This is a genomic window from Nonomuraea sp. KM88 (assembly GCF_052245635.1).
Lineage (GTDB): Bacteria > Actinomycetota > Actinomycetes > Streptosporangiales > Streptosporangiaceae > Nonomuraea.
In genome coordinates, this window is the sequence record NZ_JBQQCC010000001.1 from 1,212,407 (window position 1) to 1,237,592 (window position 25,186).

Sequence of the window (25,186 nt, forward strand, 5' to 3'; positions counted from 1 at the left end):
TGTCCCCCAGGCGGCTGCTCGTCCGTCGCCTGGATATGAGCGACAACCCTCCCAGCCTTCCGCGTGCCCGGCATCGACGTCGCCTACGAGTGATCGCATTCATGTGAGCGCTAGGGATGCCCCGCTCAAAGGCTGACCCGGTGCGGCCGCCGGCCGTGAGCGTCGCTGAGCCGAGGACGCACAGGCCAAGCACCCCATGACCGCCCCGAAGAGCGGCCCAGATCGCCCCGCGAACATCGCTTGCCCATCCGGGCGGCGCAGACCAGGACCTGACCACCCCGACCACGACCCAGCACCTTCAAGCAAAGGAGCGAACCAACATGGCCCTTATCTTCGAGCGTGTCACCGTCCCCCTCCGCGACGGTGTCAAGGTCGAGGGTCTGCTGTACCGGAGCCAGGACGAGCCGAGACCGACGCTTCTCCTGCGGACGCCTTACGGCGTCGACAAGACGAACATGATCAGCGTGCCGGAGTATCTGTTCTTTCTCAAGGCGGGATACAACGTCGCGTGGATGGCGTGCCGGGGAACGTACGGCTCCGATGGGGACTTCCGCAGCATCGAGGACGAACGCGACGACGGCTACGACACCGTCGACTGGCTCGTGCGTCAGCCGTGGAGCGATGGCAGGGTCGCGACCTACGGCGCGTCATACGCCGGACAGACGCAATGGGCGATCGCAGCTTCCCGGCACCCGGCCGTCAAGGCACTCGCTGTCGAGGTGTCGGCCGCCGACTGGTATACCGGCCTCTGGTATCACCCCGGCGGGGCGATGTTCCATCAGCTCGCCCTCACCTGGCACTTCGGCATGCGGATGCAGGAGCAGGTCCGTGCGATGGCCTCGGGCGGCGGCGACCAGACGCTCGTGGCCGACCTCGGCGCCCAGCTAAGGAGCGGTCCGAACACCTATGACGATGTTCCGCTCCATCAGCAATCGCTGGTCGCCGGCGATGAGCGCCTGCAAAAGATCCTCGACAATCCGGAAAACAACGACTACTGGAAGGCCCTCGACAGGTCGCGGTCCTTCCCCGACATGACGCAGCCGATTCTCATGATCGCCGGCTGGTTCGATTTCTTCATCAACGGGCAGATTCGTGATTTCGCGCGTTACCGCACGACCGCGGCGACTCCGCAAGCACGGCGAGGGACACGGATCATCATCGGTCCCTGGGCGCACTGGCCGCTGGAGAACAACTTTCCCGAGGTCGATTTCGGGATGGCGGCGACCGCGCAGGGAGCCGACCTCATTGGAGAGCACCTCCGCCATTTCGCGCAGTGGCTTCCAGTCGGCGACGCGGTCTCTCAGCCGGCGGCACCCGTCAAGATTTTCGTCATGGGCGTCAACGAGTGGCGTGAGGAGCAGGACTGGCCGCTACCGGACACCGCCTACACCGACCTCTACCTGGACGCCGCCGCTTGCGGGCGTGACGGCTCGCTTCGCAGGTCTCCCGCGGCGAGCCGGAACTCCGCCGAGTACGACTACGACCCCAAGAACCCTGTCCCGAGCCGCGGGGGCAACTACAACGGGTCGTATCGCACGGATGGACCAGTAGACCAGCGGCACATCGAGGAACGAGCCGACGTGCTGTCCTTCACCACGGAGCCGCTGACGCAGAACACCGAGGCTACGGGCCACGTACGGGCCACGCTGTTCGTGCACTCCAGCGCTCCTGACACCGACTTCACAGCCAAGCTGGTCGACGTCCACCCCGACGGTAGCGCCCGCCACGTATGTGACGGCATCCTTCGCATGCGCTATCGCGACGGGCTCGAAACGCCCACCCTGATCAACCCCGGCCAGGTGTATGAGATCGAGGTGGACATGTCGGTGACCTCCATGGTGTTCCTGGCCGGCCACCGGATCCGCATCGATATCTCCAGCAGCAACTTCCCACGATTCGACCGGAACACGAACACCGGTGGTTTTATCAGCCGGGAGGCCGTCGACGACGCCGTGGTCGCCCATAACGCCATCCTCACCGGACCGGATCATCCGAGCCGGGTGACGTTGCCATTGATCCGGCGATAAGCGAGACACCTGGGAAAGCTCGTGTCTCGCGGTTTTCCCTTGATCGCCATGCATGTGGCGAGGGGGATGTGTCCGCGTGCCTCCACTGGTCTGCGCGGCGGATGCGGAGATGCCCGGGGAGCATCGGCGGTGTTCCGAGAGCGCAGAAGCGACCCGCTGGACGGGCCAACGAGCCGTCCTGCCGTCGGACAGCGAACGGTGCGAGCCGAGCCGGAAGCGGAAGCTGATTGCGCAGCTCAGGACCTGTTGGGCTGGTGTCACGGTGGTCACCGGGCACCCGATTTCTCCGACTACACCCGTGAAACCGCGGCCACCGGCGGCTCGAACGCCTGACAGCCGCGTTTCCCGGCGACTCAGCTCAACGAATCGACGAACAACAGGAAGGGATGAGATGTCTGATCTGCAGGACAAGGTAGTGATCGTGACGGGTGGCGCCCGCGGGATCGGTGCGGCCGTGGCCGCCCGCATGGCTCGGGACGGAGCCACGGTGGTGGTCACCGACCTGCTCGACGAACAGGGAGCGAAGACCGCCTCCGAGATCCGGGGCCTGTTCCTCCGCCACGATGTGACCAGCGAGGATGGCTGGAAGAGCGTGACGGAGGCGACTCTCGAGCGCTATGGCCGGGTGGACGGCCTGGTCAACAACGCCGGAATCGCCGCGGGGGCACCTCTCGAGAGCGAGACGCTGGAGCAGTTCGAACGCGTGCTGAAGGTCAACCTGACCGGGGTGTTCCTCGGGCTGAAGGCGGTCATCGAAGCGATGCGGGCGGCCGGCGGCGGCTCGATCGTCAACATCGCCTCCGTTTCGGGCCTGATCGGGCTTCCTGGGGCCTCGGGGTACGGGACGTCCAAGTGGGGCGTCCGCGGCCTGACCAAGATTGCCGCGACGGAACTGGGCCGCCACCGGATTCGCGTCAACGCCGTGAACCCGGGCGTGATCTACACCCCGATCACCATGGAGCGTAACGCGCAGTTGGGAGAAGGCAACTTCCCGCCGGCCCCGCTGGGCCGGATCGGCGTCCCGGAGGAGATCGGCGAGGCAGTGTCCTTCCTCATCTCGGACGCGGCCTCGTACATGACCGGTGCGGAAATCACGGTGGACGGCGGCTGGACGTCCGGACGGGCCATGATGACGCAGCACCCCGACACCTGACCCTCGGGTCAAGTCGATTCCCTTGAGGTCGGGTCGCCGACGTCTCCTCCACCTTCACCCGGGACACCTGCACCAGCGTCTGTCCGGAGGCGTCGGACAAGAACCGCGTCGGGACTGATGGAGACTTTGGTGTGCCCTGGGTTCGATGAAGTCGCCGGTGCACGTCGTGGCGGGAAGACCCAAGCGGGCTGAGTTCCGTGGTTCGGCGTGCCCAACGACATGGGTGACGGCGATCCGGATCGCCGTCACCCCGGGAGGTTACACGGAGGGCTGGGAGACGACGACCACGTGGGTGGTCTTCGCCGGCTCGGTTGCCGAGTTCCCCACCAGCTGGATGACGTACGTGTGCTTGCCGGCCGTCGTCGGCGTGTCAGCGAAGCTGAACGACCCGAGCAGGACCGGTGACCCGACCGTGAGGGCGCCCCATACGACGAGGCCGAGATAGCCGAGACCGGATGAACCGTACGTCGGGTCGGCGTCGGCGACCGCGAACAGCCCCAGGCCGCCGACGACACCGGTCACCGTGATCGCGATCGGTGTCCACAGGAGCACATGGGCCCACACCCGGTACGTCCGGCTGTAGATCCGCCGGACCGGCGGCACGTTCGGCTGCGGGGGATACCCGACAGATTCGCCCATGCCGCATTTCTACCAGCCCGCCTGGCCCCGCACTGCCGGGTCGGGTCGCGGCGAGGCAGGGTTCCACGGTGCCGCGGCCTCGGCGACCGCGGTGCTCCGGAGCGGCGTTTCCTGGGGATTCTCCCGCCGTTGCCGCATCTTCTGACGGCCTGCTGCTACGGTTGGCTCTCCATTATTACCATAAGGGGACGTATGTTCGGCATTGTCCGCCCATGCCAGCACGTCCTGTGCAAGGGCCTCTACGCGGCCTGGATGGGCCACTTGTGCGGACTCTGCTTGGCCCTCCGCGACGAGCACGGACACCTGTCCCGTCTGGTGACCAACTACGACGGCCTGCTCGTGTCCGTCCTGACCGAGGCCCAGACGTCCGCGCCCACGTCACGCCGGAAGGCGGGCCCGTGCGCGCTGCGCGGCTTCAAGGGCGCCGACGTGGTGGAGTCCGAGGGGGTACGGCTGGCGGCCTCGGTGTCGCTGCTCCTGGCGGCCGGCAAGGTGAACGACCACGTGGCGGACGGCGACGGCATGTACGCCTGCCGCCCCCTGGCCGCCGGCGCCACCCGCCTGGCGGGCCGCTGGTCCTCCGCCGGTACGGCCACGGCCGGCACGCTGGGCTTCGATCCCACCCCGCTGACGGCGGCGGCCGCCCGCCAGGCCCTCCTGGAACGCATCCCCGCCCAGAGGCCCCCGGGCAGCGGCGCGGCGACCGGATTGCGAGAGTTGACGGGGCCCACCGAGGACGCCGTAGCGGCGGCGTTCGCGCACACGGGGGTGCTCGCGGGCAAGCCCCACAACCGCGAGGCCCTGGCGGCGGCCGGTCGCGGGTTCGGAAGACTGGCCCACCTGATCGATGCGGTGGAGGACCTGGCCGACGACCGGGCGTCCGGGGCGTACAACCCGCTGGCCGCCACCGGCACCGACCTGGACGAGGCGCGCCGCCACTGCGACGCCGCGCACGCCGACCTGCGCGCCGCCGTGAATGCGCTCGACCTGCCTCGCCGCGCCCTGACCCGCGCCCTGCTGGTACGGGAAACCGGCAACGCCGTCTCCCGAGCCTTCGCCACCGCCGGATCGCAAGCCGCCGCAGGCACGCACGGCCCCGGTCACGGCCCCGGTCACGCGCCGGGTCATTCACCGGGTCATTCACCAGGTCATTCACCAGGTCATTCACCGGGCCACCCGCCCGGCGATCCCGGCGCACCGCCGGGACGACGGCCGCCGAAGCGGGATCCCGGCGGGCTGCTGTCGCTGGCGTGCGGCGCGTTGACCTGCTGCACCTGCGGCTTGTACCGGCCCGCCTGGGACGACGGCCGCGAGGGCTCCTGCTGCGAGCGCTTCGACTGTTCCGGTTACGAGTGCTGCGGCAACTGCGGTAATTGTTGTTCCTGCTGCTCGGGCGAGGACGGCGGTTGCGGGTGCGACGGCTGCAGCTGCGGCTGCGATTGACGGCCGCGACTGCTCACTGCCGGGGCCAGGCACGCCGGGGAACCCGGTTGAGGACACGCGGCACCGCGAACCGGTCCCGGTCAGAGGACTTGATGCCGCCGAGGCCAACGTCAGTGCCTTGCAGCAGATCGAAGCGTTAGTCCTCAATCTGCAGTCCCTCGGTACGGGGAGGTCGGCCCCTCGATGCGGGACCGCTTTCAGGTGAACAGGGGGAGAAATGCGAAAAGCCCTGAATTCCCCATGGGGATCAAGGGCTTTGGTGGATCGGGCACTGCGCCTGCCGATCGCAGCGCAGCGCACCGCTTGACCTCACGGGCCGGGACGGATCACGCGTCGTCGTTGCGAGGCACGTCGAGGTGGGTGACGAGGTTGATGCCGCCGTCGACGTGGATCACCTCACCGGTGACGAAGGGGGCCTTGATGAGCGCCAGGACCATCGCTGCGACGTCGGATGGTTGCCCGAGCCGGCCCAGCGGTGTCATTGCCCCGGTGCGCGCCGCCCGCGTGGCGAGGCTGTCCGAGGTCAGCCGGGTCTGGAGCGGCCCCGGGGCGATCGCGTTCACCCGGACGTCTGGACCCACGGCCTTGGCCAGCAGCCTCGTCAGGTGGTCGAGCGCGGCCTTGCTGACGGAGTAGGGGATCGAGCTGCCGAGGGGGCGCGAGCCGCCCACCGAGGTGATGTTGATGATCTGGCCGCCGGGCTCCATGACCTTCACGGCGGCGACGGAGACCTGCCACGTCCCGACGACGTTGACGCCGAGGATCCGGTGCCAGTCGTCGGCGGTGATCGCGTCCAGGTCGGCGTGGGGGACGGGTCGCGACACCCCGGCGTTGTTCACCAGCAGGTCGAGCCGGCCGTGCCGCTCCACGGCCGTCTCCACCAGGCGCACGGCGTCGGAGGGATCGGCGATGTCGGCCTGGACGTAGCTCGCCCCCGGGAGCTGGGCCGCGAGCCGCTCACCGGCGTCGACCGAGGTGGCCGAGTTCACCACGACGGTGAAGCCGTCGGCCGCGAGCGCGCGGGCGATGCCTTCGCCGATGCCGGAGCTCGAGCCCGTCACGATGGCGACACGTGGCGCGCTCATCGGGCGGCTCCCTCGGTTACGGGCGCTTTCACCGCGTTCACGATCGCCCGGCTTCCGCCGGCGAGGATCGAGGTGTCGTTGCTGACCACCACGTAGTCGTAGCCCCGGGCCAGCGCGGCCCTGGCCTGGTCGCTCGTGGCTGACGCGGTGCCGATGGGCACGCCTGCCGCGGCGGCGGCTTCCAGCGCGGCCGTGACGAGCCGGTCCACCTCGTCGCCGCCCGCCGCGACGCCCATCGACATCGACAGGTCGGCCGTCCCGACCAGCGCGGCACCGACGCCGTCGAGGGCCAGGATCTCCCTGGCGTTCTTCATCGCCGGCTCGCTTTCGAGCTGGACGACGCACAGAACCCGCTCGTCGAGGTAGTCCGCCCGTGGCAGCAGCCCCCAGCGACCCGCTCGGCTGGTGCCGCCGGACCCGCGGTCGCCGCGCGGCGGGAAGCGGGTGGCCCGCACGAGCGCCCGGGCCTGCTCCACCGTGTCGACGTGCGGCACGATCACACCGGCCGCGCCGGCGTCCAGGACCCGCTGGATCACGCTGAGGCCGTGGTCGGGCACCCTGACGAGGGGGTCCACCCCGAGGGCGCGGGCCATCGCGATGTGGGTCGAGGCGGCGCCCAGGTCGAGTGTCGTGTGCTCGAGGTCGATGACCACGAAGTCGAAGCCCGCGTACGCCATGATCTCGACGCTCTCGGGGCTGGCGAGCTTGATCCAGGTCCCGAGCGTGCCGCCGTTGATTCCGTCGCGCATCCGTGTCATGGCTCAGACCTCACCGGCGGTCTCGTTGGGGGTGGAGGTCCAGAAGACCAGCCACTTGCCGAGCTGTACGACGACCGCATGCAGGGCGATGCCGACGGCCGACAGCACGACGATCACCGCGAAGGTCCTGGCCACGTCCAGGGTGAAGTTGGTCGCCTGGATCAGGTAGCCCAGACCTTCCGAGCTGCCCACGAACTCCGCGACCACGGCGCCGGTCACGGACAGGATGACGGCGACCTCCAGCCCCGCGAAGATGTGCGGAAGCGCCGACGGGATCTGCAGGTGCCGCATGACCTGCATGCGGGACGCGCCGAATGACCGGAGCATCTCGACCTGCTCGTAGGCGGCGGACCGGAATCCCAGGATGGCGTTGATCAGGAGGGGGAAGAACGCGATCAGGGCCACGGTCAGCACCTTCGAGCTGATCCCGATGCCGAACCAGACGATCAGCAGCGGCGCCATGGCGACCTTGGGGATGGTCTGGGTCAGGATGAGCAGCGGGAAGAGCACCCGCTCCACCGTCCTGAACTGGGTGATGAGCACGGCGGAGACCAGTGCGGAGCCGACCGCGATGCCGAACCCGATCAGGATCTCCTTCAGGGTGACGAGCGAGTGGGTGATCAGGCTGCCGTCCTGGAAGCCTTCGACCAGGGAGGCGGCGACGGCCGTGGGCGCGGGGACGAGGATGTCGGAGACGTCGAAGATCTCCACGACGGCCTGCCAGACCACCAGCAGCCCGATGAACACCAGCACGCTGTAGGTGATTTCCGGTACTCGGCGGCGTCGGGCCGGGGCGTCCGAGCTCGTGGGCGCCTCCACCGGCACGGTCTCGCCGTCCGGGACGGCGGGTGCCTCTCGGCCGGCTGCGTGGCGTTTGGTGTTGGTGGACATCAGTGCTCCTAGTGGGCGCTGTGCTCGGAGTCGAGCAGCTTGCGGATCTTCAGGACGATCTCGCCGAACTCGGGCGTGTTGATGTTCTCGAGCCGCCGTGGCCGAGGGAGCGCGACCTCGACGACGTCCGCCAACCGGCCGGGTCGCGGTGTCATGACCACGACGCGGTCGGCGAGGAGCACCGCCTCGGGGATGCTGTGCGTCACGAACAGCACGGTCTTGCGGTCCTGGTCCCAGATCTTCAGCAGGTCCAGTCCCATCTGGTCGCGGGTCATCGCGTCGAGGGCGCCGAACGGCTCGTCCATGAGCAGGATGCGCGGGTCGTGCATCAGGGCGCGGCCGATCCCGACCCGCTGCTGCATCCCGCCGGACAGCTCGTTCGGGTACCGGTCGCCGAACTCCTCCAGGCCGAGCATCACCAGCAGCTCGTCGGCCTTCGCGTGGGTGCCGGCGTCCCGGCGCTGGTGCAGGTCAGGCGAGGTCAGCAGGTTCTTCCGCACGGTACGCCAGGGCAGCAGCAGCGGCTGCTGGAAGACCATCCCGAGCTGGTTGCGGTGGGTGTCGTCCGACGGCCCGAAGGTGACCTGTCCTGAGGTCTGGCGGGACAGCCCCATGATGATCCGCAGCAGCGTGCTCTTGCCGCAGCCGCTGGGACCGACGATGGAGATGAACTCACCGGCTCGGACACTGAGGGACACGTCGTCGAGAGCCTGGACGGTCCCGCCGGACTTCGTCGGGTAGAGCATGGACACCGAGTCCAGGCGGATCACGTAGTCGGTGTCGGTACTGGTCGGCATGTCTGTCATTCCTCACCTGGTTCGAGCGCAGGCTGCCCGCGCCTCGGTTGTCGTGCCAGCAGCGATCAGCCGGCCCCCTCGGGCCACGTGCCGCCCATCTCCTTGGTCAGTCGCTTGCAGACGGCCTTCAACGCCGTGGCCTCCCGGGAGTCCAGCGCCGCCGGCAGCATCCGCTCGGTGCCGACGGCCGCGATCGTGGCGCAGATCCCGGTCGCCGCGAACACCGGCGCCGCGACGACGCAGATGCCGCGGTGGTTGACGTGACTGCTCATGCCGGCCTGCCGGATCTCCTCGATGCGTTGGCGCGTCTCGGTGCGCTGGGGCTCGGGGAGGCTGCCGGTGAGCCGGTCGGCGTTGAACTGGTCGGGGAGGAAGGCCAGGAAGACCTTGGCCTGCGAGGAGTCCAGCGCGAGCTGCGAGCCCACGCGCACCGTCACGAGGGTGGGGTGCTCGGCCTCCTCCACCAGCGAGACCACCGGTCCTGAGGTGCCCCACAGCGACAGCACGGTGCTGACCTTGATCTCGCGGACGAGCTCGCGCATGTGGGCCGGCGCCATCTGCATGATGCGCTGCCGGCCCAGCGCGAAGCTGCCGAGCTGCAGGATCGACCGTCCTGGACGGACGAGTGCGGAGTCCTCCACGCGCTCGAGCAGCCCGCAGCCGATCATCGAGCTGAAGTAGCGGTGCACCGTGGTCCGGTTCAGGCCGAGCCGGCGGGTGGCCTCCGCGACGGAGAGCTCAGGAGTCTCAGGACCGAACAGTCCGAGGATCTGCGCGGTCCGGCTCACCGCCTGGATGTCCTGCTCGCGAGCAGTCACCTGTCTGTCGTCCTGGCGCTCCGTCATCGGCCCCCACCCCGTCGCGTTGATGTCCGTAGAGAGTTCTCGTAGTTCGCAGTACGGACAGAGGGTATGCACGCCCTCGGGATTGCTGCAAGGTTTTCCACGTGTTTCAGGCAAGTGTTTCGGTACGCACCCTATTGACAGACCGGATAGCGAACTTTCAGTCTGTGATGCGAACGGTGATGTGAACTTCCGCCGACACCCGGAGACTTCATGACTGACACCCCCGCCATCATCAAGCTGCTCGACGGCTGCGTTGACCTGCACTGCCATTCCGGCCCGAACCCGTTCCCCCGACGGATCGACCACGCCGAGGCCGGTAAGGACGGCGAGCGGCTCGGCATGCGCGGCGTGCTGGTGAAGTCCCACCACCACAACACGGTCATGGACCTGCTCGCGATGAACGACCGGCTGGCCAAGATCAAGACTCCGGTCTTCGGCGGCATCACCCTGAACAGCATGATCGGCGGCATCAACCCCCAGGCGGTGGCCATGTGCCTGCGCATGGGGGGCAAGGCCGTGTGGTTTCCGACGTTCTCGGCCGGCCGGCACATCGAATGCCATCCGGAGGGCGTCGGCTTCCCCACGGCGAGCGTCGAGGTGCCGTCGTCCAAGGTCGACGTCCACCAGGAGAACGGCGAGCTCATCCCCGAGGTCTACGAGGTGCTCGACCTGGTCAAGGAGACCGGCGCGATGGTGACCGGCGGGCACATGGAGACCGAGTCGATCGCCCAGCTGTTCGCCGCGGCCAAGGACAAGGGCGTCACCAGGATGCTGCTCAACCATCCCGACTACGTCATCGGCGCGGACGAGGCGAAGTGCCGTGAGCTGGTCGGCTACGGAGCGTTCATCGAGCACGAGACCGGCTTCTACGACCCCGAGGGGACCAAGAAGTGGGACCCGAGACTCCTCCTCAACTGGATCGAGAGGATCGGCCCCGAGCACACCGTGATGGCCTCCGACCTCGGCCAGAAGGACCGGCCGCTGCCGGTGGACTCCTACATCCGGGTCGCGACCGCGCTGCTGGACCTCGGCCTGGACGAGAGGTCGCTGCGGCAGATCTTCTGCGACAACCCGGCCTTCCTGCTCGGCCTGGACGACTGAACCGGCATCTTGCCGCTGACCAGAAAGGACAGACGATGACCACCCTGGCCACCCCGCCCGACGTGGAGTTCTCCGACCTCGGTACGGGCGATCCCGACGAGACGACCCCTGGCGGATCATCGACGTGGTACTTCCGCGGACACAACTTCGTGCTCGCCTACACGACGCTGGTCGCCGGCGACGTGCTGGACCGGGATGATCAGCCGGACGAGTACGTCGCGATCCTCCCGTACGAGGAGTGCAGCGTCGTCATCCGTGCGTCGCGGGAGTCCGAGTCGGTCTCGGGCAAGGCCGTGGTGATGGTCCCGCCGGGCAGCAGCGCGATCGTCGGCGTCGACGACTGCACCGTCGTACGGCTGTTCAGCTCCCGGTCCACCGACATGCTGGACAAGGCACGCAACCGGGACGCGTACGCCGATCCCCACCCGAACACCAAGCCGTTCGAGCCGTGGCCCGACCCGCCGGAGGGTCACCGCATCCGGGCCTACCGGCTGGCCGACCTGCAGGTGACGCAGGACGCCATCCGCCCGGGCCAGATCGTGCGGTGCAGCACCTTCATGGTCAACTTCCTGGCGCCCAGGATCGGCCCGCGCGATCCGAACACCCTCTCGCCGCACGACCACGACGACTTCGAGCAGTGCTCGCTCGCCGTGGAGGGTGAGTACGTCCACCACCTGCGGACCCCGTGGTCCAGGCGGCGCAGCGAGTGGCGCGAGGACCGGCACCTGGAGTGCGGCAGTCCTTCCGTGGCCGTGATCCCGCCGCCCATGATCCACACCAGCGAGGCCGTCGGTCCGGGGACCAACCAGCTGATCGACATCTTCTGCCCGCCGCGCCTGGACTTCTCCCTGACGCCGGGCCGAGTGCTCAACGAAGACACCTACCCCCTCCCCAACCAGTAAGAGGCAGGTTCCATCGTGAAGACCGGACGAGCGGTGAAAGTCGTCAGTGGTGCGGTCGCCGTCTTGTGCGCGGTCGTAACGCTGAGCGCGTGCGGTTCCGACAGCGGATCCGGGGACCCGGCCGAGTCCGGCGAGCTGACGCCGGTGACGTTCGCGATGGCGTCCCCGAGCTGGAACGCCGGCTACGCGGTCATGGCCGTCGTCGAGGCCGAGGGCTTCTACGAGCAGGAGGGTCTGAAGGTCACGACCAACCTGTTCCCGTCGGCCACCCAGGCGGCGCAGCAGGTCGCCGGCGGCGGTGCCGACCTCGGCCTCATGACGGTCGAGCCCGTGGCCATCGGCCACGACAAGGACCTGGACCTGGCCTACTTCAGCTCCTACTGGGCGAAGTGGATCTACAGCCTGCAGGTGCCGGACGGTTCGGCCGTGCAGAGCATCGCCGACCTGAAGGGCAAGAAGATCGGCGTCTCCGCGGTCGCGAGCTCCGGCGCGACGTTCGCCCGTACCGCGATGGAGCTCAACGGGCTGGGCCAGAACGGAGCCACGCTGGTGCCGATCGGCGCCGGCGCCCAGCAGATCAACGCCATCAAGAGCGGCCAGGTCGACGCGCTGGCGCTCTGGGACATCCAGTACCAGATCGTCAGGAACGCCGGCGTCACCCTGACGCCGCTTCCTGTCAAGGAGACGGCGGACGCGTGGGGCGGCGGCTTCGCGACGTCCCGCAAGAACCTCGAGGCCAAGAAGGACGTCCTCGAACGGTTCGGCCGTGCGGTGGCGAAGGCGTTCGTCTTCGCCAAGGCCAACCCCGAGGCCGCGATCCGCGACCTGTGGAAGCTCTATCCGGAGACCCGCGGGTCGGAACCGGAGGAGAAGGCGCTGGCCGACGGGGTCAAGGTCCTCGAGGTACGCCTGGACGGACAGGGCTTCGACGACAAGACCCTGGGCCGGATCGACGAGGCGGCGTTCACCCGTTCGCTCGACTTCATGGCCTCAGCCGGGCTGATCAAGAAGTTCCCGGTGAAGGAGATCTACACCGACGAGATGTTCAAGGCGTTCAACGACTTCTCCTACGACGACGTCGTCAAGCAAGCAGAGAGCGCCAGTTGAATGCGGCTGGGGATCGCGCTCGACCTGAGCTCCCAGGAGCCGGTCCGCCCACAGGTGGATCGCGCGGTCACGCTGCTCGCCCGCGCGGAGCGGCACGGTTTCGACTCCGCGTGGGTGGGTGAGAGCTATCACGCGGCCGCTCAGCCGTTCCACCTCCCGTCCGTCCTGGTGGTCCTGGGGCATCTGGCCGGGCGGACGTCCCTGGCGCTGGGATCGGCGGTGCTGCTCCTGCGCGCGTACAGTCCGGAGAAGCTGGCCTACGAGGCCGCGCTGCTCGACCAGCTGTGCGGCGGGAGGCTCACCCTCGGCCTCGGGCTCGGCAGCCCGGAGGTCGCCCAACGGGTCGGGCTGCCCGCGTCAGGTCCGGCCGGCGCGGCCTTCGACGCCACGCTGAAGCTGCTGCGCGACGCCTGGTCCGGCGTCCCGGGTGCCGGCGCGCCGGTGGCGGTCCCGCCCCCGGTGCGGCGCGGCGGGCCGCGGATCCTGGTGGGCGGCAAGGTGGCCGCCTCGGCCCGTCGTGCCGCGACGCTCGCCGACGGATTCTACGGCGCGACGAACTACCGCGACGACCTGCTGTTCAAGCAGGCGGCCGCCTACTGGTCGGGTCGCGGCGGGACGGCGGGAACGGTCGCCACCACCAGGTTCTGCGTCGTCCACGAGGACGCCGCCACCGCCCGCGAACTCGCCGCGCGCCACCTGAAGGCCGCGACCGGCTACTACACCGGACGGGGCCTGTGGCCGGGTGCGGACGGCCCTGCCGAGCCCGAGCTCCCCATGGTGGGCACGCCCGACGACATCGACGCGACGATCGACCGGTACGTACGGGCGGGGGTCACGTCCGTCCAGCTGCGGGTCGCCCCGCTCGGCACGCCGCCGGAGGTCGCCCGCCACACGCTCGACCTCGTCGGGCGGCACGTCCTCCCGCACTGGCACGACACGAACACGAGCTCTGATGGGAAAGACCGACGATGACGAGACGGCTCAAGAGCCTGACCGGCCTGTTCGCGGGCGTCCTGCTGGTGGCCACGCTGGGCGCGTGCGGTGCGGAGGGGGGCGACCCGGCGGGCGGCGCCGGCCTCGACAAAGTCACCTTCGCCCTGAGCGCGCCCAGCTGGAACGCCGGCTACACCACCCTGGTGGTCCCCGAGGCCGAGGGCTACTTCAAGGACGAGGGGCTCGACGTCGAGGTCCAGCTGTTCCCCTCCGGCACGCAGTCGGCGCAGCAGCTGGCCGCCGGGGGCGCCGACGTCGCGCTGATGACCGGTGAGCCGGTCGCGATCGGTCACGCCAAGAACCTGGACCTGGTCTACTTCGCGTCGTACTACCCGCACTGGATCTACAGCCTGCAGCTGCCCCAGGGCTCGGCTGTGCGGAGCGTCGCCGACCTGAAGGGCAGGAAGATCGGGGTGACCGCGGTGGCCAGCTCGGGCGGGACGTTCGCCCGTACCGCGATAAAGCTCAACGGGATGAGCGAGAACGCCGCCGGCCTGGTGCCGATCGGTGCCGGCGCCCAGCAGATCAACGCCATCAAGAGCGGCCAGGTCGATGCGCTGGCCCTCTGGGACACCCAGTACGCGATCGTCGAGGACGCAGGGATCGAGCTCACCCCGTTGCCCGTGCCCCAGACCGCCGGCATCTGGGGCGGCGGGTTCGCGGCGACGCGGAAGACGATCGACGAGAGGAAGGACGTCCTGGAGCGGTTCGGTCGCGCCATCGCGAAGGGCTTCGCCTTCGCCCAGGCCAACCCCGAGGCCGCGATCCGCGACCTGTGGAAGCTCCACCCGGAGACCCGGGGCACCGGACCGGAGAAGGACGCGATGGCGTCCCAGGTCAAGATCCTCCAGGTCCGGCTGGCCGACCAGGGCGTCGAGGACGGCGACTGGGGCCGGATCGATCCGAAGGCGGCAACCGGGATGGTTGAGTTCATGGCCTCCGCCGGGCTCGTGGGCAAGGCGTTCCCGGCCACGGAGATCTACACGACCGACCTGCTCGACGCCATCAACGACTTCCCCTACGACGACATCCGCAAGCAAGCGAAGGACGCCTCCTGAGATGGGGCAGGAAGTGGAGACGACCCGAATGAGCAGCTCATTCGTGTACGCGTCGGTCCGGACCCCGTTCGCCCGGTTCAACGGAGCCTTGGCCGACACGAGGACCGACGATCTGGCCGCGACCGCGCTGAAGGGGCTTCTCGACCGCTCGCCGGGCCTGGATCCCGGCCTGGTCGACGACGTGTTCTGGGGCAACGCCAACGGCGCCGGCGAGGACAATCGCAACGTCGGCCGGATGGCCGTGCTGCTGGCGGGCATGCCCGTCTCGGTGACCGCCACCACGGTGAACCGGCTCTGCGGCTCGTCGCTGGACGCCGCCATGATGGCCGCACGGATGATCGAGGTCGGCGACGCGCAGATCGCGATCGCCGGAGGCGTGGAGTCGATGACGCGGGCGCCGTGGGTCCTGCCGAAGCCGTCGCGCCGGTTCCCGGCAGGCGACGTCACCGCCGTCTCCACGACGCTGGGCTGGCGGCTGGTGAACGAGCGGATGCCCGCCGAGTGGACGGCCTCGCTGGGCGAGTGCAACGAGCAGTTGCAGGAGAAGTTCTCGATCTCGCGCGAGCGGCAGGACGAGTTCGGCGCTCGCTCGCACCGCCTCGCGGCGGAGGCGTGGCGGAAGGGCTTCTACGACGACCTCGTGGTGCCCGTCCCCGGCACCGACCTGGTCCAGGACGAGAGCATCCGGGCCGGCACCTCGCTCGAGGCGCTGGCAGGGCTGAAGCCGGCGTTCCGGCCCGACGGGACGATCACCGCCGGCAACTGCTCACCGTTGAACGACGGCGCTAGCGCGGTCCTGCTGGGCTCGGCGAGCGCGGCCGCGACCATCGGCCGTGACCCGGTCGCGCGGATCGCCGGTCGCGGCTGGGCGGCGCTGGAGCCGCAGCAGTTCGGCTACGCCCCGGTCGAGGCCGCCAACGGCGCGCTCGAGCGGGCGGGCATCACCTGGGACGACATCGGCGCCGTCGAGCTGAACGAGGCGTTCGCCGTCCAGTCGATCGCCTGTGTCGACGCCTGGCTCGAGCTCGGGCTGCGGGACGCCGAGGTCGTCAACGCCAAGGGCGGGGCGATCGCCATCGGGCACCCACTGGGTGCCTCGGGCGGGCGCATTCTCGGGACCCTCGCGGCGCGGCTCGCGGAGTCCGGTGAACGATGGGGCGTGGCAGCCATCTGCATCGGTGTGGGTCAAGGCTTGGCGGTCGTGCTGGAGAACGTCGCATGACGCTGCTCTGCACCTCTGTCGACGAGGCGGTCAGCGGCATCGCCGACGGCTCGACGGTGCTGGTCGGCGGCTTCGGCACGGCCGGCATGCCGTTCGACCTGATCGACGCGTTGATCCGGCAGGGAGCGCGAGACCTCACCGTCGTGTCGAACAACGCGGGCAACGCCGACACCGGGCTCGCGGCGCTGCTCGCGGCCGGGCGGGTGAGCAAGATCGTGTGCTCGTTCCCCCGGCAGACGGACTCCTGGGTCTTCGACGAGCTGTACCGCAGCGGGAAGATCGAGCTCGAGGTCGCGCCGCAGGGGAACCTTGCCGAGCGCATGCGCGCCGCCGGAGCCGGGATCGGCGGGTTCTACACCCGCACCGGAGTCGGGACCATCCTCGCGGAGGGAAAGGAGACCCGCGAGATCGACGGCCGGACGTACGTCCTCGAGCTGCCCATCGCCGCCGACGTCGCGCTCATCAGCGCCCACACCGCGGACACCCTCGGGAACCTCGTCTACCGCAAGACGGCACGCAACTTCGCTCCCGTCATGGCGACGGCCGCGACGACCACCGTCGTGCAGGTGCAGCACGTCGTCGAGCCGGGAGCGCTGGATCCTGAGACCGTGGTCACCCCAGGCATCTACGTCGACCGGATCGTGCGGGTGTCGTCATGAGCATGGTGTCTCCGAGCATCGTCGAGCACACCGACCGTGGCCCGCTCGGACGGGACGAGATGGCCCGGGTGCTCGCGGGCGACATCCCCCGCGGGGCGTACGTCAACCTCGGCATAGGTCAGCCCACGACCGTCGGCGACCACCTCCCCCCGGAGTCGGGGGTCATCCTCCACACCGAGAACGGCATGCTCGGCATGGGGCCGGCGGCGACGGGCGACGCGATCGATCCCGACATGATCAATGCCGGCAAGTTCCCGGTGACCGAGCTGCCCGGCGCCTCGTACTTCCACCACGCCGACTCGTTCGCCATGATGCGAGGCGGCCACCTCGATCTGTGCGTCCTCGGCGCCTACCAGGTCTCGGCAGCGGGGGATCTCGCCAACTGGCACACCGGCGAGCCCGACGCGATCCCGGCGGTCGGCGGGGCGATGGACCTCGCCGTGGGCGCCAGGCAGGTCTACGTGCTGATGTCGCTGTTCACCCGGACCGGCGAGCCGAAGCTCGTCAGGGAATGCACGTATCCGCTCACCGCGCTGCGGTGCGTGGACCGGGTCTATACCGACGTCGCCACATTCGAGATCACCGGCGGGGACCACGTCCTCGTCCGGGAGACGTGGGGGATCTCGTTCCACGAGCTCCGCTCGCGCGTCGACGTCCCGCTCACCGTGGCGGCACCGTGACCACGCTCGTCAGGAGGTTGGAGAGCGACATGTCCGCAAGGCGCCAGTTCTACATCGGGGGCGCGTGGGTCGATCCGGCCGCGCCGCGGACCTTGGGCGTCCTCGACCCCGCGACCGAGGAGACGTTCGCGGAGATCAGCCTCGGGACGGCCGAGGACGTCGACCGCGCGGTGGTGGCGGCGCGCGCGGCCTTCGCCGCGTACTCGCACGTCAGCGTGGAGCAACGGCTGGCGTACCTCGAGCGGATCATCTCCGGCTTCCGGGCTCGGCTGCCCGAGATCGCCCGGACGATGACGCGCGAGATGGGGTCGCCGATCACGTTCTCGACGGAACGCCAGGCCACGGTGGCGCTGTTCCACTTCGAGGAGGCGGCCCGCGTGCTCGCGGACTACCGCTTCGAGGAGGAGATGGGAGCCGGGATCGTACGGCGCGAGCCGATCGGCGTCTGCGGTCTCATCACGCCGTGGAACTGGCCGCTGAACCAGGTCGCGTCGAAGGTGGCCCCGGCCCTTGCCACGGGATGCACCGTGGTGCTCAAACCGAGCGAGATCGCGCCGCTCAGCGCCATGGTGCTCGCCGAGGTCATCCACGACGCCGGGCTGCCGCCCGGCGTGTTCAACCTCGTCAACGGTGACGGTCCCACGGTCGGTGAGGCCATCGCGGCGCACCCCGACATCGACATGGTCTCGCTCACCGGCTCGACCGGTGCCGGCATCAGGGTCTCCAAGCTCGCGGCCGACACGGTGAAGCGCGTCGCGCTCGAGCTCGGTGGCAAGTCGGCCAACATCATCCTGCCCGACGCGGACCTGGAGTCCGCGGTCGTCACCGGGGTGCACTCGTGCTTCACCAACGCCGGCCAGAACTGTCAGTCGCCCACGCGGATGCTCGTGCACCGCTCTCAGCGCGACGAGGCGTACGCCGCTGCGCGACGGGCGGTCGAGGAGGTCCGTCTCGGGGAGCCGCTCGATCCGTCGACCACGATGGGGCCCGTGGTGAGCCAGGCTCAGCTGGAGAAGATCACCGCGCTCGTGCAGTCGGGGATCGACGAGGGCGCGACGCTCGTGGTCGGCGGCCCGGGGCGCCCCGACGGGCTCGACGAGGGGTTCTACGTCCGCCCGACCGTGTTCGGCGACGTCACGCCGCAGATGCGGATCGCGCGCGAGGAGATCTTCGGCCCCGTGCTCTCGATCCTGCTCTACGAGACCGAGGACGAGGCCGTCGAGATCGCGAACGACACGCCGTTCGGGCTGGCGGGCTTCGTGCAGTCGAAGGACCCCGACCGCGCCCGCAGGGTCGCCAACCGCATCCGCGCGGGCCGCGTCTACCTCAACGGCGCTCCGTTCGACCGCAGCCTGCCGTTCGGCGGCTACAAGCAGTCCGGGAACGGACGAGAGTTCGGGCGATTCGGCTTCGAGGAGTACCTCGAGGTGAAGGCCGTGCTCGGCTATCCGCAGTGAACGAGAGGACGACCTGGTGAACCCTGACCACAGCGAGCGGCTGGCAGTCCTCCTGGACCGCGCGGAGCTCTTCGACCTGGTGAGGCGGGAACGCTTCGCCCGCGACCAGCGACTCTTCGACGTGATGCGTGACTGCTTCCACGACGACGCCTACGTCCGGACCACGTGGTACGACGGACGCGGCGGCGAGGCCTACGTCGAGGCGACGAAGACGTGGATGGGGCGGACCGGGAACAGCAAGCACTGGGTCTTCCCCGCCTACGCGCGGGTCGACGGCGACCGGGCGACCGTCGAGAGCCCGGCGAAGATCTTCAACCGGACCACGGTGGAGGGAGTGGAGGTCGACTTCCACGCCTACTGCCGGTTCTTCTCACGTGCCGTTCGGGACGAAGGACGGTGGAGGCTGATGAGCTTCGAAGTCCTGCTGGAGCGCGACGAGCTGCGCCCCGTCCACGCGGGTGAGGTGCTCCCGGTGGACGTGGCCCAGCTGGCTGGGCTTCGGCCGTCCTACCGGTTCCTCACCTGGATCCAGTCGACCCGCGGCGTGACGGTGAGTCAGGACCTGCTCGGCGACGACCGGCCGGCCGAGCTCGACGCGTTCCACAAGGGTGAGACCGCCTGGCTCACCGGCGGGGGATAGTCCAAAGTTCTCACTGATACGGGATCAAGGAAGCCGCAGGTAGCACCTGCGTCGAAAAGTAAGGCGGGTGAGACTTGAACCCACGAGCAACCACCGAGCAGCCACGCATTCTTGACTATGGCCATTATGGGTGTTGGGGGCGGCCATCTCGACTGGTCAGGGCCACAGTGACGCATCGGAGGAGTGGAAGGGGGCCGACGGTTTCCGTGGTCTGTTTCCCGAGAAGGTGAAGCACCGGATCAAGATCTGGCGGTGGCCCTGCGGCCACGCGGATACTGATGGACGAGCTCACCCGGCGCAAGTCCTTCGCCCGGTGAGAAAAAATAGCTAGAAAGCCATCGATGGCTGGGTTCCGGCTCGCACCTCACGCGTCAAAAGGTGACGCTGGCCGATCCTCGTCGGGACGCGGCTCCGTGAAAAGTCCTGCGGCCGTGGCCGGGTCGAGTGCGCCGTCACCCACGGGAATGACGCCAGCATCTGGGGTTGCCCATCCTCGACAGCGGCAGTCTCATCCTCGACCTCCTCCGCGAGCGTCGGCAGGACATATTCCTGGCCAAGCCCCGCCAGATGGAGCGGCAGGGGCAGAGCGAGGGCCTGCGGGTAGTCCGGCGGCTGACGCAGCAGATGGACGGAGAGCGCCAGCGACTCCGGATCGTCACCGTCGTCCTGATGGCATCCGAGAACGGCGATCTCCACCAGCCCGGGATTCCAGCCCGGGACACTGGTGTCGATCCTGGTGTCGCCCTCACCGGCCCGGCGGGGGGCCCGTTTGTCAGCCTTGATGGCCGAGGTCTGGAACTGGACGGGCTTGGGGGTGGTGCTGTAGAAGACGCGGCTCGCCCCGTCGAACGGCGGAACCCAAAGGTGAGACGGCAGTCCGTTCGCCTCGTCCTTCGGGTTGACGCCCCACCATTGAGCGGTCTCCCGGCCCTGCGCGGTTCGCATGCGGACGAGCCGAAGATTGGGGTGCAGCCGTCGGGCCGGCGCGTGGCCGTCGCGGATGCGGTCTGGTTCCACGTGGCCGTCCTGCAGCCACGTCCAGTGCGAGCGGGCGTTCTGTCCATGGGCGAGGAGCAGCGTGGGAGCGCCGCGCAGGGAGCGCAGCATCTTCTGCAGCCACTCTTCCGTGTCGCGCCGCTGCTCGTCCATGGCGCGGTGGTAGCTGCCCGGCTCGCTGTTCTCGGCGCTGGGCACAGTAACCTCTGCGAGCCGCGTCAGCTTCAGCAGCAACGAGGGGTACGGGATCCACGTTCCCAGCGGCGTTCCACCTTGGCCAGCGCGTAGCGCTCACTGAGCGGGGCTCCCGGCAGGTACGGCACTCGCGGTCGCAACAACACCGTCGTCCTGCGCCGGTACGGCAGGTGGACCCTGCCGGTCGTCGATCTGACCCGTGTCGTCCAGCGGCGGATGCCGAAATGCAGATGAGATCGGGGGAGAGGGTCGAAGGGAACGGTGTGCAGGGTGATGTTGAGAACGACCGAATACCACCAGGTACGTGTGCTGGAAGCGGTTGAGAGACCAGTTCGGCGCCCTTGTCTTTAAGGCCGCGGGGCACGGCGCGAAAGTGGAGCCGGCCGGCGGCGTGCTCGTACGAGCCGAGCGCCAGGACGCGCCTCGCCAGCCAGTCGGTGCTGAGCGGGAACTGGTGCGCGAGGGGCGCGGCCGTGCCACCGATCGGGGTCGTGGGGCAGCGGAGCAGCTCGGCTTCGACCATCTCCCAGACGGGCGGGGACGCCGCTAGCTCGGCGCGGACTCTCAAGCTCTCCCTGCATGAAGGCGGCCGCGAGACCTTCCAGTACCTCCTCGACCGGTGGCTCGGCACGCATATACGTCAGATCACCACCAGGTGCAGGCCCTTGTCGGCGTACAGCTCGGCGATGGAGAGCTGCTGGAACCGTGTCATGGCCTTGCGTACGCCCGCCTTGACCGGCTTCTCCAGAGCGTCGAAGCTCTCCCAGAAAGTGTTGGCGAAGGCGAGCTGCGGCACGCGGAACCTCCAGGGGCGAGTGGTGGGGCACCAGGGTATGGCCGAGCCGTTCGGCGGAGCCAGCTATCCCGGACGATTGCGACCAAGGAAGGGCTGCCCGCTAGGAGAGGGGCTCCTATCGCACTAGGAAGATACTTCCTAGTGCGATATGCTCCTCATCATGGCCGAGATCCTTCCCCACACATGCGGCAGCTCGCCGAGGTGGCAACAATCGTGGCGGCCGCAGGCGCTACGGCTGACTGGCTGTACCACCTCAAAGGCGACATGTGCGCGCTACGTGTGATCAAGGATGGCGTCATTCTCGGTCCCCGTCATGATTCCTGCCAACCCGGATCGCGACCCGGAGCTCTTTCGCGAAGCCGTCAAGCGGCTGGAGGCGGTCGTAGAGAGGATGAGCCGATGAGCAAGACGATTACGTATGTCGTCACCTACGAAAACCGGCGGTGGGTGTCGCGCTGCCCTGCCGGTGAGGTCGAAGGAGTCGGCGTGGCAAGCTCCCTGTCCCGACTGGAGCGCGACTTGGCGGAGATTCACGCCTGGGCATGGCCCGAGGAGACTCCCGCCGTGGAGTTCGTCTTCGATCTCCCTGAGGAGGTGGCGGGAGTGGTGGCGGAATACAGTCGCGAGAAGGAACTGGCCGAAGCGCATGCCAAGCGCGCTGCGGAACTAGCGGTCAAGACCGCGAGGGTGCTGACCAGCCACTGGTCGGAGCCGGACACGGCACGTGTCATGGGTTTGTCCAAGCAGCGTGTCCACCAATTGAAAGTGAGCGCCTGACGGCTGCCAGGGGGCGTATGGATCGCCTGAGCCATGAGGGTGGACATAGGCCGTCGCGCAGACATCTGAGCGTGGGGCGGACCCGGCAAGAGATCAGTCCTTCCACTCGCCGGCCCCGCCGAGTTGGTCGATCTTCTCGCGTGACAGCCCGGTGAGTGCGGCGACACTTGAACCGAGCGAGCCGTCTTCGGGATGTTGCTCGCCGTTCTCGTCCCAGTACGGGGCCGGTCCGTCGCCGGGCAGGGCGCGCCAGGTGATGCCGTCGGCCATGAGCTAGCCGCCCCAGTGGCCGGTCACTGGGCTGCGGCCGAGGAACTGGGCGCCCTCCTAATCACGTTGAGTTGACATGGCGGGCGGGTTGCGGATCGGCCGGACGGGCACCGGCTTCGCAGACGAACCAGACGATCTTGCCGCCCGGCATCGGATCGACACCTCATCGTTCGGTGTAGGCCGCGACGATGGCCAGCCCGCGTCCGTGCTCCTCGTCCGGCTCCGCAGGCAGTGGGGTCGGCCAGACGGGGCTGTGGTCGGCCACCTCGCCCCGGACGTTTCCGCCCTGCCGGTGCAGGGACAGGGTCATCGCGGACTTCGCGTGGACCACTGCGTTGGTCACGACCTCGGAGACGACCACGGCCAGGTCGTCGGCCAGGCCGGACAGGTCCCACGCTGCGAGGGCCTCGCGTACGAGCTTGCGCGCGATGCCGGGCGTCTCGGGGGTGGCGGGCAGGTCCCAGCAGGCCTCTGCGTCGTCTCGTACGAAAGGTGGAGCGGACGGGTCGGCTCGCGCGGCCTTGCGGTCGCCGCGCCGCTGCCCGCTGCCGCTCCCGTAGCCGGGCTGGACGGGCAGCACTCCGGGCTGGTACGCGAACTGACCTCGGCAGAGCAGATTTCGCGGGCGGAGTTCGAGCAGCTGGCGGCGCGCTGGAAACTCCTGCCGGACGGCGCGCTGGATCGCATCAACGAGGCCGCCTACGAGCTGGCGGGCGAGCCGCTACTGGATGGTGACGACCCCATCTGGGTCGACCGGAACCTGCTGGGAGAGATGCTGACGTGACATCGACCGCGATCCGTCCCCGAGAGCGTGACGCCCTGCTGCAGTCCCTGCGGGCCGGCGTCGTGCCGCGCATCGGGCAGCGCCACATCCAGGTGGGACGCGAGCCCGAGGTGAAGGCGCTGGTGACCGACATCGACCGGATCTCCGACGGCGGCTCGGCGGTGCGGTTCGTGATCGGCGAGTTCGGCGCTGGCAAGACGTTCTTCCTGCATCTGGTGCGTTCCGTCGCGATGGAGAAGAAGCTGGTCACAGCGCACGCCGACCTCAACCCGGATCGGCGCCTGCACTCCAGTGGCGGTCAGGCCCGCAGCCTGTACGCCGAGCTGATGCGCAACCTGGCCACCCGCGCCAAACCGGACGGGGGAGCGCTGAGCAGCGTGGTGGAACGTTTCGTCTCCACCGCGCTGGCCGAGGCCCAGCAGACCGGCACCGACCCCTCCCAGGTCATCCGGGCCAGGCTGGCGCATCTGAGCGAGATGACCGGCGGCTACGACTTCGCCGAGGTCGTCGGCGCCTACTGGCGCGGCCACGACAGCGGCGACGAGCAGCTCAAGTCGGCGGCGGTGCGCTGGCTGCGCGCCGAGTACGCCACCAAGACCGAGGCCCGCTCGGCGCTCGGCGTACGCACGATCATCGACGACGCGACCGTCCACGACCACCTGAAGCTGATGAGCCGCTTTGTCCGGCTGGCAGGCTACGACGGGCTGCTGGTGTGCCTGGATGAGATGGTAAACCTCTACAAGCTGGCCTCCACCCAGGCCCGCAACTCCAACTACGAGCAGATCCTGCGCATCCTCAACGACACCCTGCAGGGCACCGCCGCCCATCTCGGGTTCGTCTTCGGCGGCACCCCGGAGTTCCTCGCCGACTCTCGCCGCGGCCTGTTCAGCTACCCGGCCCGGCCCTGCAGTCACGGCTGGCCGAGAACGCCTTCTGCTGGCCGACGACGCGCTGGCCGCGTTCATGTACCACTGCGCCAACCGCATCGGCGTAGCCGCAGGTGGCCGGGTTGAGGTCACCGCTGGTGGCCAGATTTAAGTCCCCACGTCCTTGAGTGCTTGTCCGTGTGTCGTGGGGCGGGGTGTGCCCCTGAACGGTGATCGTAACGGTGTCGAGCCAGTCACGTGATCACCGCTCAGGGAGTCTGCCGGGCCATGAAATCTTCGGGGGAAGTCATGGACATCATCGCTGCTTACCGCGAGGTAGGCACCTATCGTGGGGCCGCTGAGATGTGCGGCACCACCCACAAGACCGTCAAACGCATCATCGAGCGGGCGCTGGCCGGGGACAAGGCGCCGCCCCGCAGGCAACGCGAGCACAACTACGACGCGGTCGCCCAGCTGGTGGCCGACAAGGTCCGCGCGACGCATGCGAGGATCTCGGCCAAACGGCTGCTGCCCTTGGCGCAGGCCGCCGGGTACGGCGGGTCGGCGCGCAACTTCCGGCGGCTGGTCGCCGAGGCCAAGAAGGCATGGCGGCGTCAGAACCCGCGCGGGCGGCGCCCGGCCATCTGGACACCAGGCGAGATGCTGGTCATCGACTGGGGCGACGCGGGTGACGGGCTGCACGTGTTCTGCGCCGTGCTGGCCTGGTCACGTTTCCGGTTCGTCCGCTTCGCCGACAACGAGCGCGCCGAGACCACGCTGGCCTTCCTGGCCGCGTGCTTCGAGGCTCTCGGCGCGGTGCCCAAGGTGGTCCTGGCCGACCGGATGGGCTGCCTGAAGGGCGGCGTGGTGGCCAACAAGGTCATCCCCACCGCCGACTACGTGCGCTTCGCCACCCACTACGGCTTTCGGCCCGACTGGTGCGAGGCGAACGATCCGGAGTCGAAGGGGATCGTGGAGAACCTGGTCGGCTACGCCAAGCGGGACCTGGTCGTTCCGCAGGCGCCGTTCGAGGACCTGACGGTGG

27 protein-coding genes and 1 pseudogene are annotated in these 25,186 nt (G+C 68.9%); 17 read left to right on the top strand and 11 right to left on the bottom strand.

Annotated elements, in window-relative coordinates:
• Nucleotides 1-320 precede the first annotated feature (320 nt).
• Nucleotides 321-2,027: a CocE/NonD family hydrolase gene (locus tag ACTWPV_RS05570; protein WP_443150852.1), complete on the top strand. Its 1,707-nt coding sequence runs from the start codon at nt 321-323 to the stop codon at nt 2,025-2,027.
• 391 nt (nt 2,028-2,418) lie between these two features.
• A complete protein-coding gene (locus tag ACTWPV_RS05575) occupies nt 2,419-3,180 on the top strand; it encodes a glucose 1-dehydrogenase (RefSeq protein ID WP_443150897.1) in 762 nt (253 codons plus the stop codon).
• Nucleotides 3,181-3,438: 258 nt separating this feature from the next.
• On the opposite strand, the gene ACTWPV_RS05580 is transcribed toward ACTWPV_RS05575, so the two are convergent.
• The gene (locus tag ACTWPV_RS05580) at nt 3,439-3,819 is read right to left on the bottom strand and encodes a hypothetical protein (protein WP_443150853.1); all 381 of its coding nucleotides are present in this window, start codon (nt 3,817-3,819) and stop codon (nt 3,439-3,441) included.
• Between the two features lie 192 nt (nt 3,820-4,011).
• Here ACTWPV_RS05580 and ACTWPV_RS05585 point away from each other — a divergent pair, with 192 nt between their 5' ends.
• Nucleotides 4,012-5,262: a DUF5685 family protein gene (locus ACTWPV_RS05585; RefSeq protein WP_443150854.1), complete on the top strand. Its 1,251-nt coding sequence runs from the start codon at nt 4,012-4,014 to the stop codon at nt 5,260-5,262.
• Nucleotides 5,263-5,588: 326 nt separating this feature from the next.
• Here ACTWPV_RS05585 and ACTWPV_RS05590 read toward each other — a convergent pair whose 3' ends face one another.
• The 5 genes from ACTWPV_RS05590 to ACTWPV_RS05610 all read right to left on the bottom strand — a co-directional run bounded on the left by ACTWPV_RS05590 (nt 5,589) and on the right by ACTWPV_RS05610 (nt 9,638).
• On the bottom strand, nt 5,589-6,347 hold the full coding sequence (locus ACTWPV_RS05590; RefSeq protein ID WP_347642443.1) for an SDR family NAD(P)-dependent oxidoreductase: 759 nt from the start codon (nt 6,345-6,347) through the stop codon (nt 5,589-5,591).
• Nucleotides 6,344-7,105 carry an HpcH/HpaI aldolase family protein gene (locus ACTWPV_RS05595; protein ID WP_443150855.1) on the bottom strand — a complete coding sequence of 254 codons (762 nt, stop codon included), beginning with the start codon at nt 7,103-7,105 and terminating at the stop codon, nt 6,344-6,346. Before ACTWPV_RS05595 ends, ACTWPV_RS05590 begins: the two co-directional genes overlap by 4 nt.
• A gap of 3 nt (nt 7,106-7,108) precedes the next feature.
• Entirely contained in the window at nt 7,109-7,996 is an 888-nt protein-coding gene (locus ACTWPV_RS05600) for an ABC transporter permease (RefSeq protein ID WP_443150856.1), read from the bottom strand.
• 8 nt (nt 7,997-8,004) lie between these two features.
• Complete coding sequence (locus ACTWPV_RS05605) at nt 8,005-8,793, bottom strand: ABC transporter ATP-binding protein (protein ID WP_347642446.1); 789 nt, start codon at nt 8,791-8,793, stop codon at nt 8,005-8,007.
• 65 nt (nt 8,794-8,858) lie between these two features.
• A complete protein-coding gene (locus ACTWPV_RS05610; protein ID WP_443150857.1) occupies nt 8,859-9,638 on the bottom strand; it encodes an IclR family transcriptional regulator in 780 nt (259 codons plus the stop codon).
• 210 nt (nt 9,639-9,848) lie between these two features.
• On the opposite strand from ACTWPV_RS05610, the gene ACTWPV_RS05615 reads away from it, so the two are divergent.
• From ACTWPV_RS05615 to ACTWPV_RS05660, 10 genes are read left to right on the top strand one after another with little or no spacing between them, the layout of a single operon-like run.
• Complete coding sequence (locus ACTWPV_RS05615) at nt 9,849-10,739, top strand: DUF6282 family protein (protein ID WP_443150858.1); 891 nt, start codon at nt 9,849-9,851, stop codon at nt 10,737-10,739.
• Nucleotides 10,740-10,774: 35 nt separating this feature from the next.
• Entirely contained in the window at nt 10,775-11,641 is an 867-nt protein-coding gene (locus ACTWPV_RS05620; RefSeq protein ID WP_443150859.1) for a hypothetical protein, read from the top strand.
• A 15-nt stretch (nt 11,642-11,656) separates the two neighbouring features.
• Entirely contained in the window at nt 11,657-12,748 is a 1,092-nt protein-coding gene (locus ACTWPV_RS05625; RefSeq protein ID WP_443150860.1) for an ABC transporter substrate-binding protein, read from the top strand.
• The gene (locus ACTWPV_RS05630) at nt 12,749-13,720 is read left to right on the top strand and encodes an LLM class flavin-dependent oxidoreductase (RefSeq protein ID WP_443150861.1); all 972 of its coding nucleotides are present in this window, start codon (nt 12,749-12,751) and stop codon (nt 13,718-13,720) included.
• Nucleotides 13,717-14,799, top strand: coding sequence for an ABC transporter substrate-binding protein (locus ACTWPV_RS05635; RefSeq protein WP_443150862.1), 1,083 nt, complete (start codon nt 13,717-13,719; stop codon nt 14,797-14,799). Before ACTWPV_RS05630 ends, ACTWPV_RS05635 begins: the two co-directional genes overlap by 4 nt.
• Before the next feature lie 28 nt (nt 14,800-14,827).
• On the top strand, nt 14,828-16,021 hold the full coding sequence (locus ACTWPV_RS05640) for a thiolase family protein (RefSeq protein ID WP_443150863.1): 1,194 nt from the start codon (nt 14,828-14,830) through the stop codon (nt 16,019-16,021).
• Entirely contained in the window at nt 16,018-16,680 is a 663-nt protein-coding gene (locus tag ACTWPV_RS05645; RefSeq protein WP_443150864.1) for a 3-oxoacid CoA-transferase subunit A, read from the top strand. The genes ACTWPV_RS05640 and ACTWPV_RS05645 overlap by 4 nt, the downstream gene beginning before the upstream one ends.
• Nucleotides 16,677-17,360, top strand: coding sequence for a 3-oxoacid CoA-transferase subunit B (locus ACTWPV_RS05650; protein WP_443150865.1), 684 nt, complete (start codon nt 16,677-16,679; stop codon nt 17,358-17,360). Before ACTWPV_RS05645 ends, ACTWPV_RS05650 begins: the two co-directional genes overlap by 4 nt.
• A 29-nt stretch (nt 17,361-17,389) precedes the next feature.
• Nucleotides 17,390-18,817, top strand: a complete 1,428-nt coding sequence (locus tag ACTWPV_RS05655) for an aldehyde dehydrogenase family protein (protein ID WP_443150866.1) — start codon at nt 17,390-17,392, stop codon at nt 18,815-18,817.
• Nucleotides 18,818-18,833: 16 nt separating this feature from the next.
• The gene (locus ACTWPV_RS05660; RefSeq protein ID WP_443150867.1) at nt 18,834-19,457 is read left to right on the top strand and encodes a nuclear transport factor 2 family protein; all 624 of its coding nucleotides are present in this window, start codon (nt 18,834-18,836) and stop codon (nt 19,455-19,457) included.
• Nucleotides 19,458-19,784: 327 nt separating this feature from the next.
• Here ACTWPV_RS05660 and ACTWPV_RS05665 read toward each other — a convergent pair whose 3' ends face one another.
• From ACTWPV_RS05665 to ACTWPV_RS05675, 3 genes and pseudogenes are all read right to left on the bottom strand, one after another.
• Nucleotides 19,785-20,714 carry an RNAseH domain-containing protein gene (locus tag ACTWPV_RS05665; protein WP_443150898.1) on the bottom strand — a complete coding sequence of 310 codons (930 nt, stop codon included), beginning with the start codon at nt 20,712-20,714 and terminating at the stop codon, nt 19,785-19,787.
• Nucleotides 20,678-21,279 (bottom strand): annotated as a pseudogene (locus tag ACTWPV_RS05670) (pPIWI_RE module domain-containing protein). The gene ACTWPV_RS05665 and the pseudogene ACTWPV_RS05670 overlap by 37 nt, the downstream one beginning before the upstream one ends.
• A gap of 9 nt (nt 21,280-21,288) precedes the next feature.
• Nucleotides 21,289-21,444: a hypothetical protein gene (locus ACTWPV_RS05675; protein ID WP_443150868.1), complete on the bottom strand. Its 156-nt coding sequence runs from the start codon at nt 21,442-21,444 to the stop codon at nt 21,289-21,291.
• Nucleotides 21,445-21,843: 399 nt separating this feature from the next.
• Here ACTWPV_RS05675 and ACTWPV_RS05680 point away from each other — a divergent pair, with 399 nt between their 5' ends.
• Complete coding sequence (locus ACTWPV_RS05680; RefSeq protein WP_443150869.1) at nt 21,844-22,221, top strand: hypothetical protein; 378 nt, start codon at nt 21,844-21,846, stop codon at nt 22,219-22,221.
• A 93-nt stretch (nt 22,222-22,314) separates the two neighbouring features.
• Here ACTWPV_RS05680 and ACTWPV_RS05685 read toward each other — a convergent pair whose 3' ends face one another.
• Together ACTWPV_RS05685 and ACTWPV_RS05690 are read right to left on the bottom strand one after the other, a co-directional pair.
• Nucleotides 22,315-22,491: a hypothetical protein gene (locus tag ACTWPV_RS05685; RefSeq protein WP_443150870.1), complete on the bottom strand. Its 177-nt coding sequence runs from the start codon at nt 22,489-22,491 to the stop codon at nt 22,315-22,317.
• Nucleotides 22,492-22,654: 163 nt separating this feature from the next.
• The gene (locus tag ACTWPV_RS05690; protein ID WP_443150871.1) at nt 22,655-23,071 is read right to left on the bottom strand and encodes an ATP-binding protein; all 417 of its coding nucleotides are present in this window, start codon (nt 23,069-23,071) and stop codon (nt 22,655-22,657) included.
• Nucleotides 23,072-23,107: 36 nt separating this feature from the next.
• Between ACTWPV_RS05690 and ACTWPV_RS05695 the strand changes: the two genes are divergently transcribed.
• From ACTWPV_RS05695 to istA, 3 genes are all read left to right on the top strand, one after another.
• On the top strand, nt 23,108-23,275 hold the full coding sequence (locus ACTWPV_RS05695) for a tellurite resistance TerB C-terminal domain-containing protein (RefSeq protein WP_443150899.1): 168 nt from the start codon (nt 23,108-23,110) through the stop codon (nt 23,273-23,275).
• Nucleotides 23,272-24,288 (top strand): ATP-binding protein, encoded by a 1,017-nt coding sequence (locus ACTWPV_RS05700; protein ID WP_443150872.1) that lies wholly within the window; start codon nt 23,272-23,274, stop codon nt 24,286-24,288. The genes ACTWPV_RS05695 and ACTWPV_RS05700 overlap by 4 nt, the downstream gene beginning before the upstream one ends.
• A gap of 141 nt (nt 24,289-24,429) precedes the next feature.
• Nucleotides 24,430-25,186 (top strand): IS21 family transposase (istA, locus tag ACTWPV_RS05705; protein ID WP_443150873.1); only part of this gene is annotated, 757 nt, incomplete at its 3' end.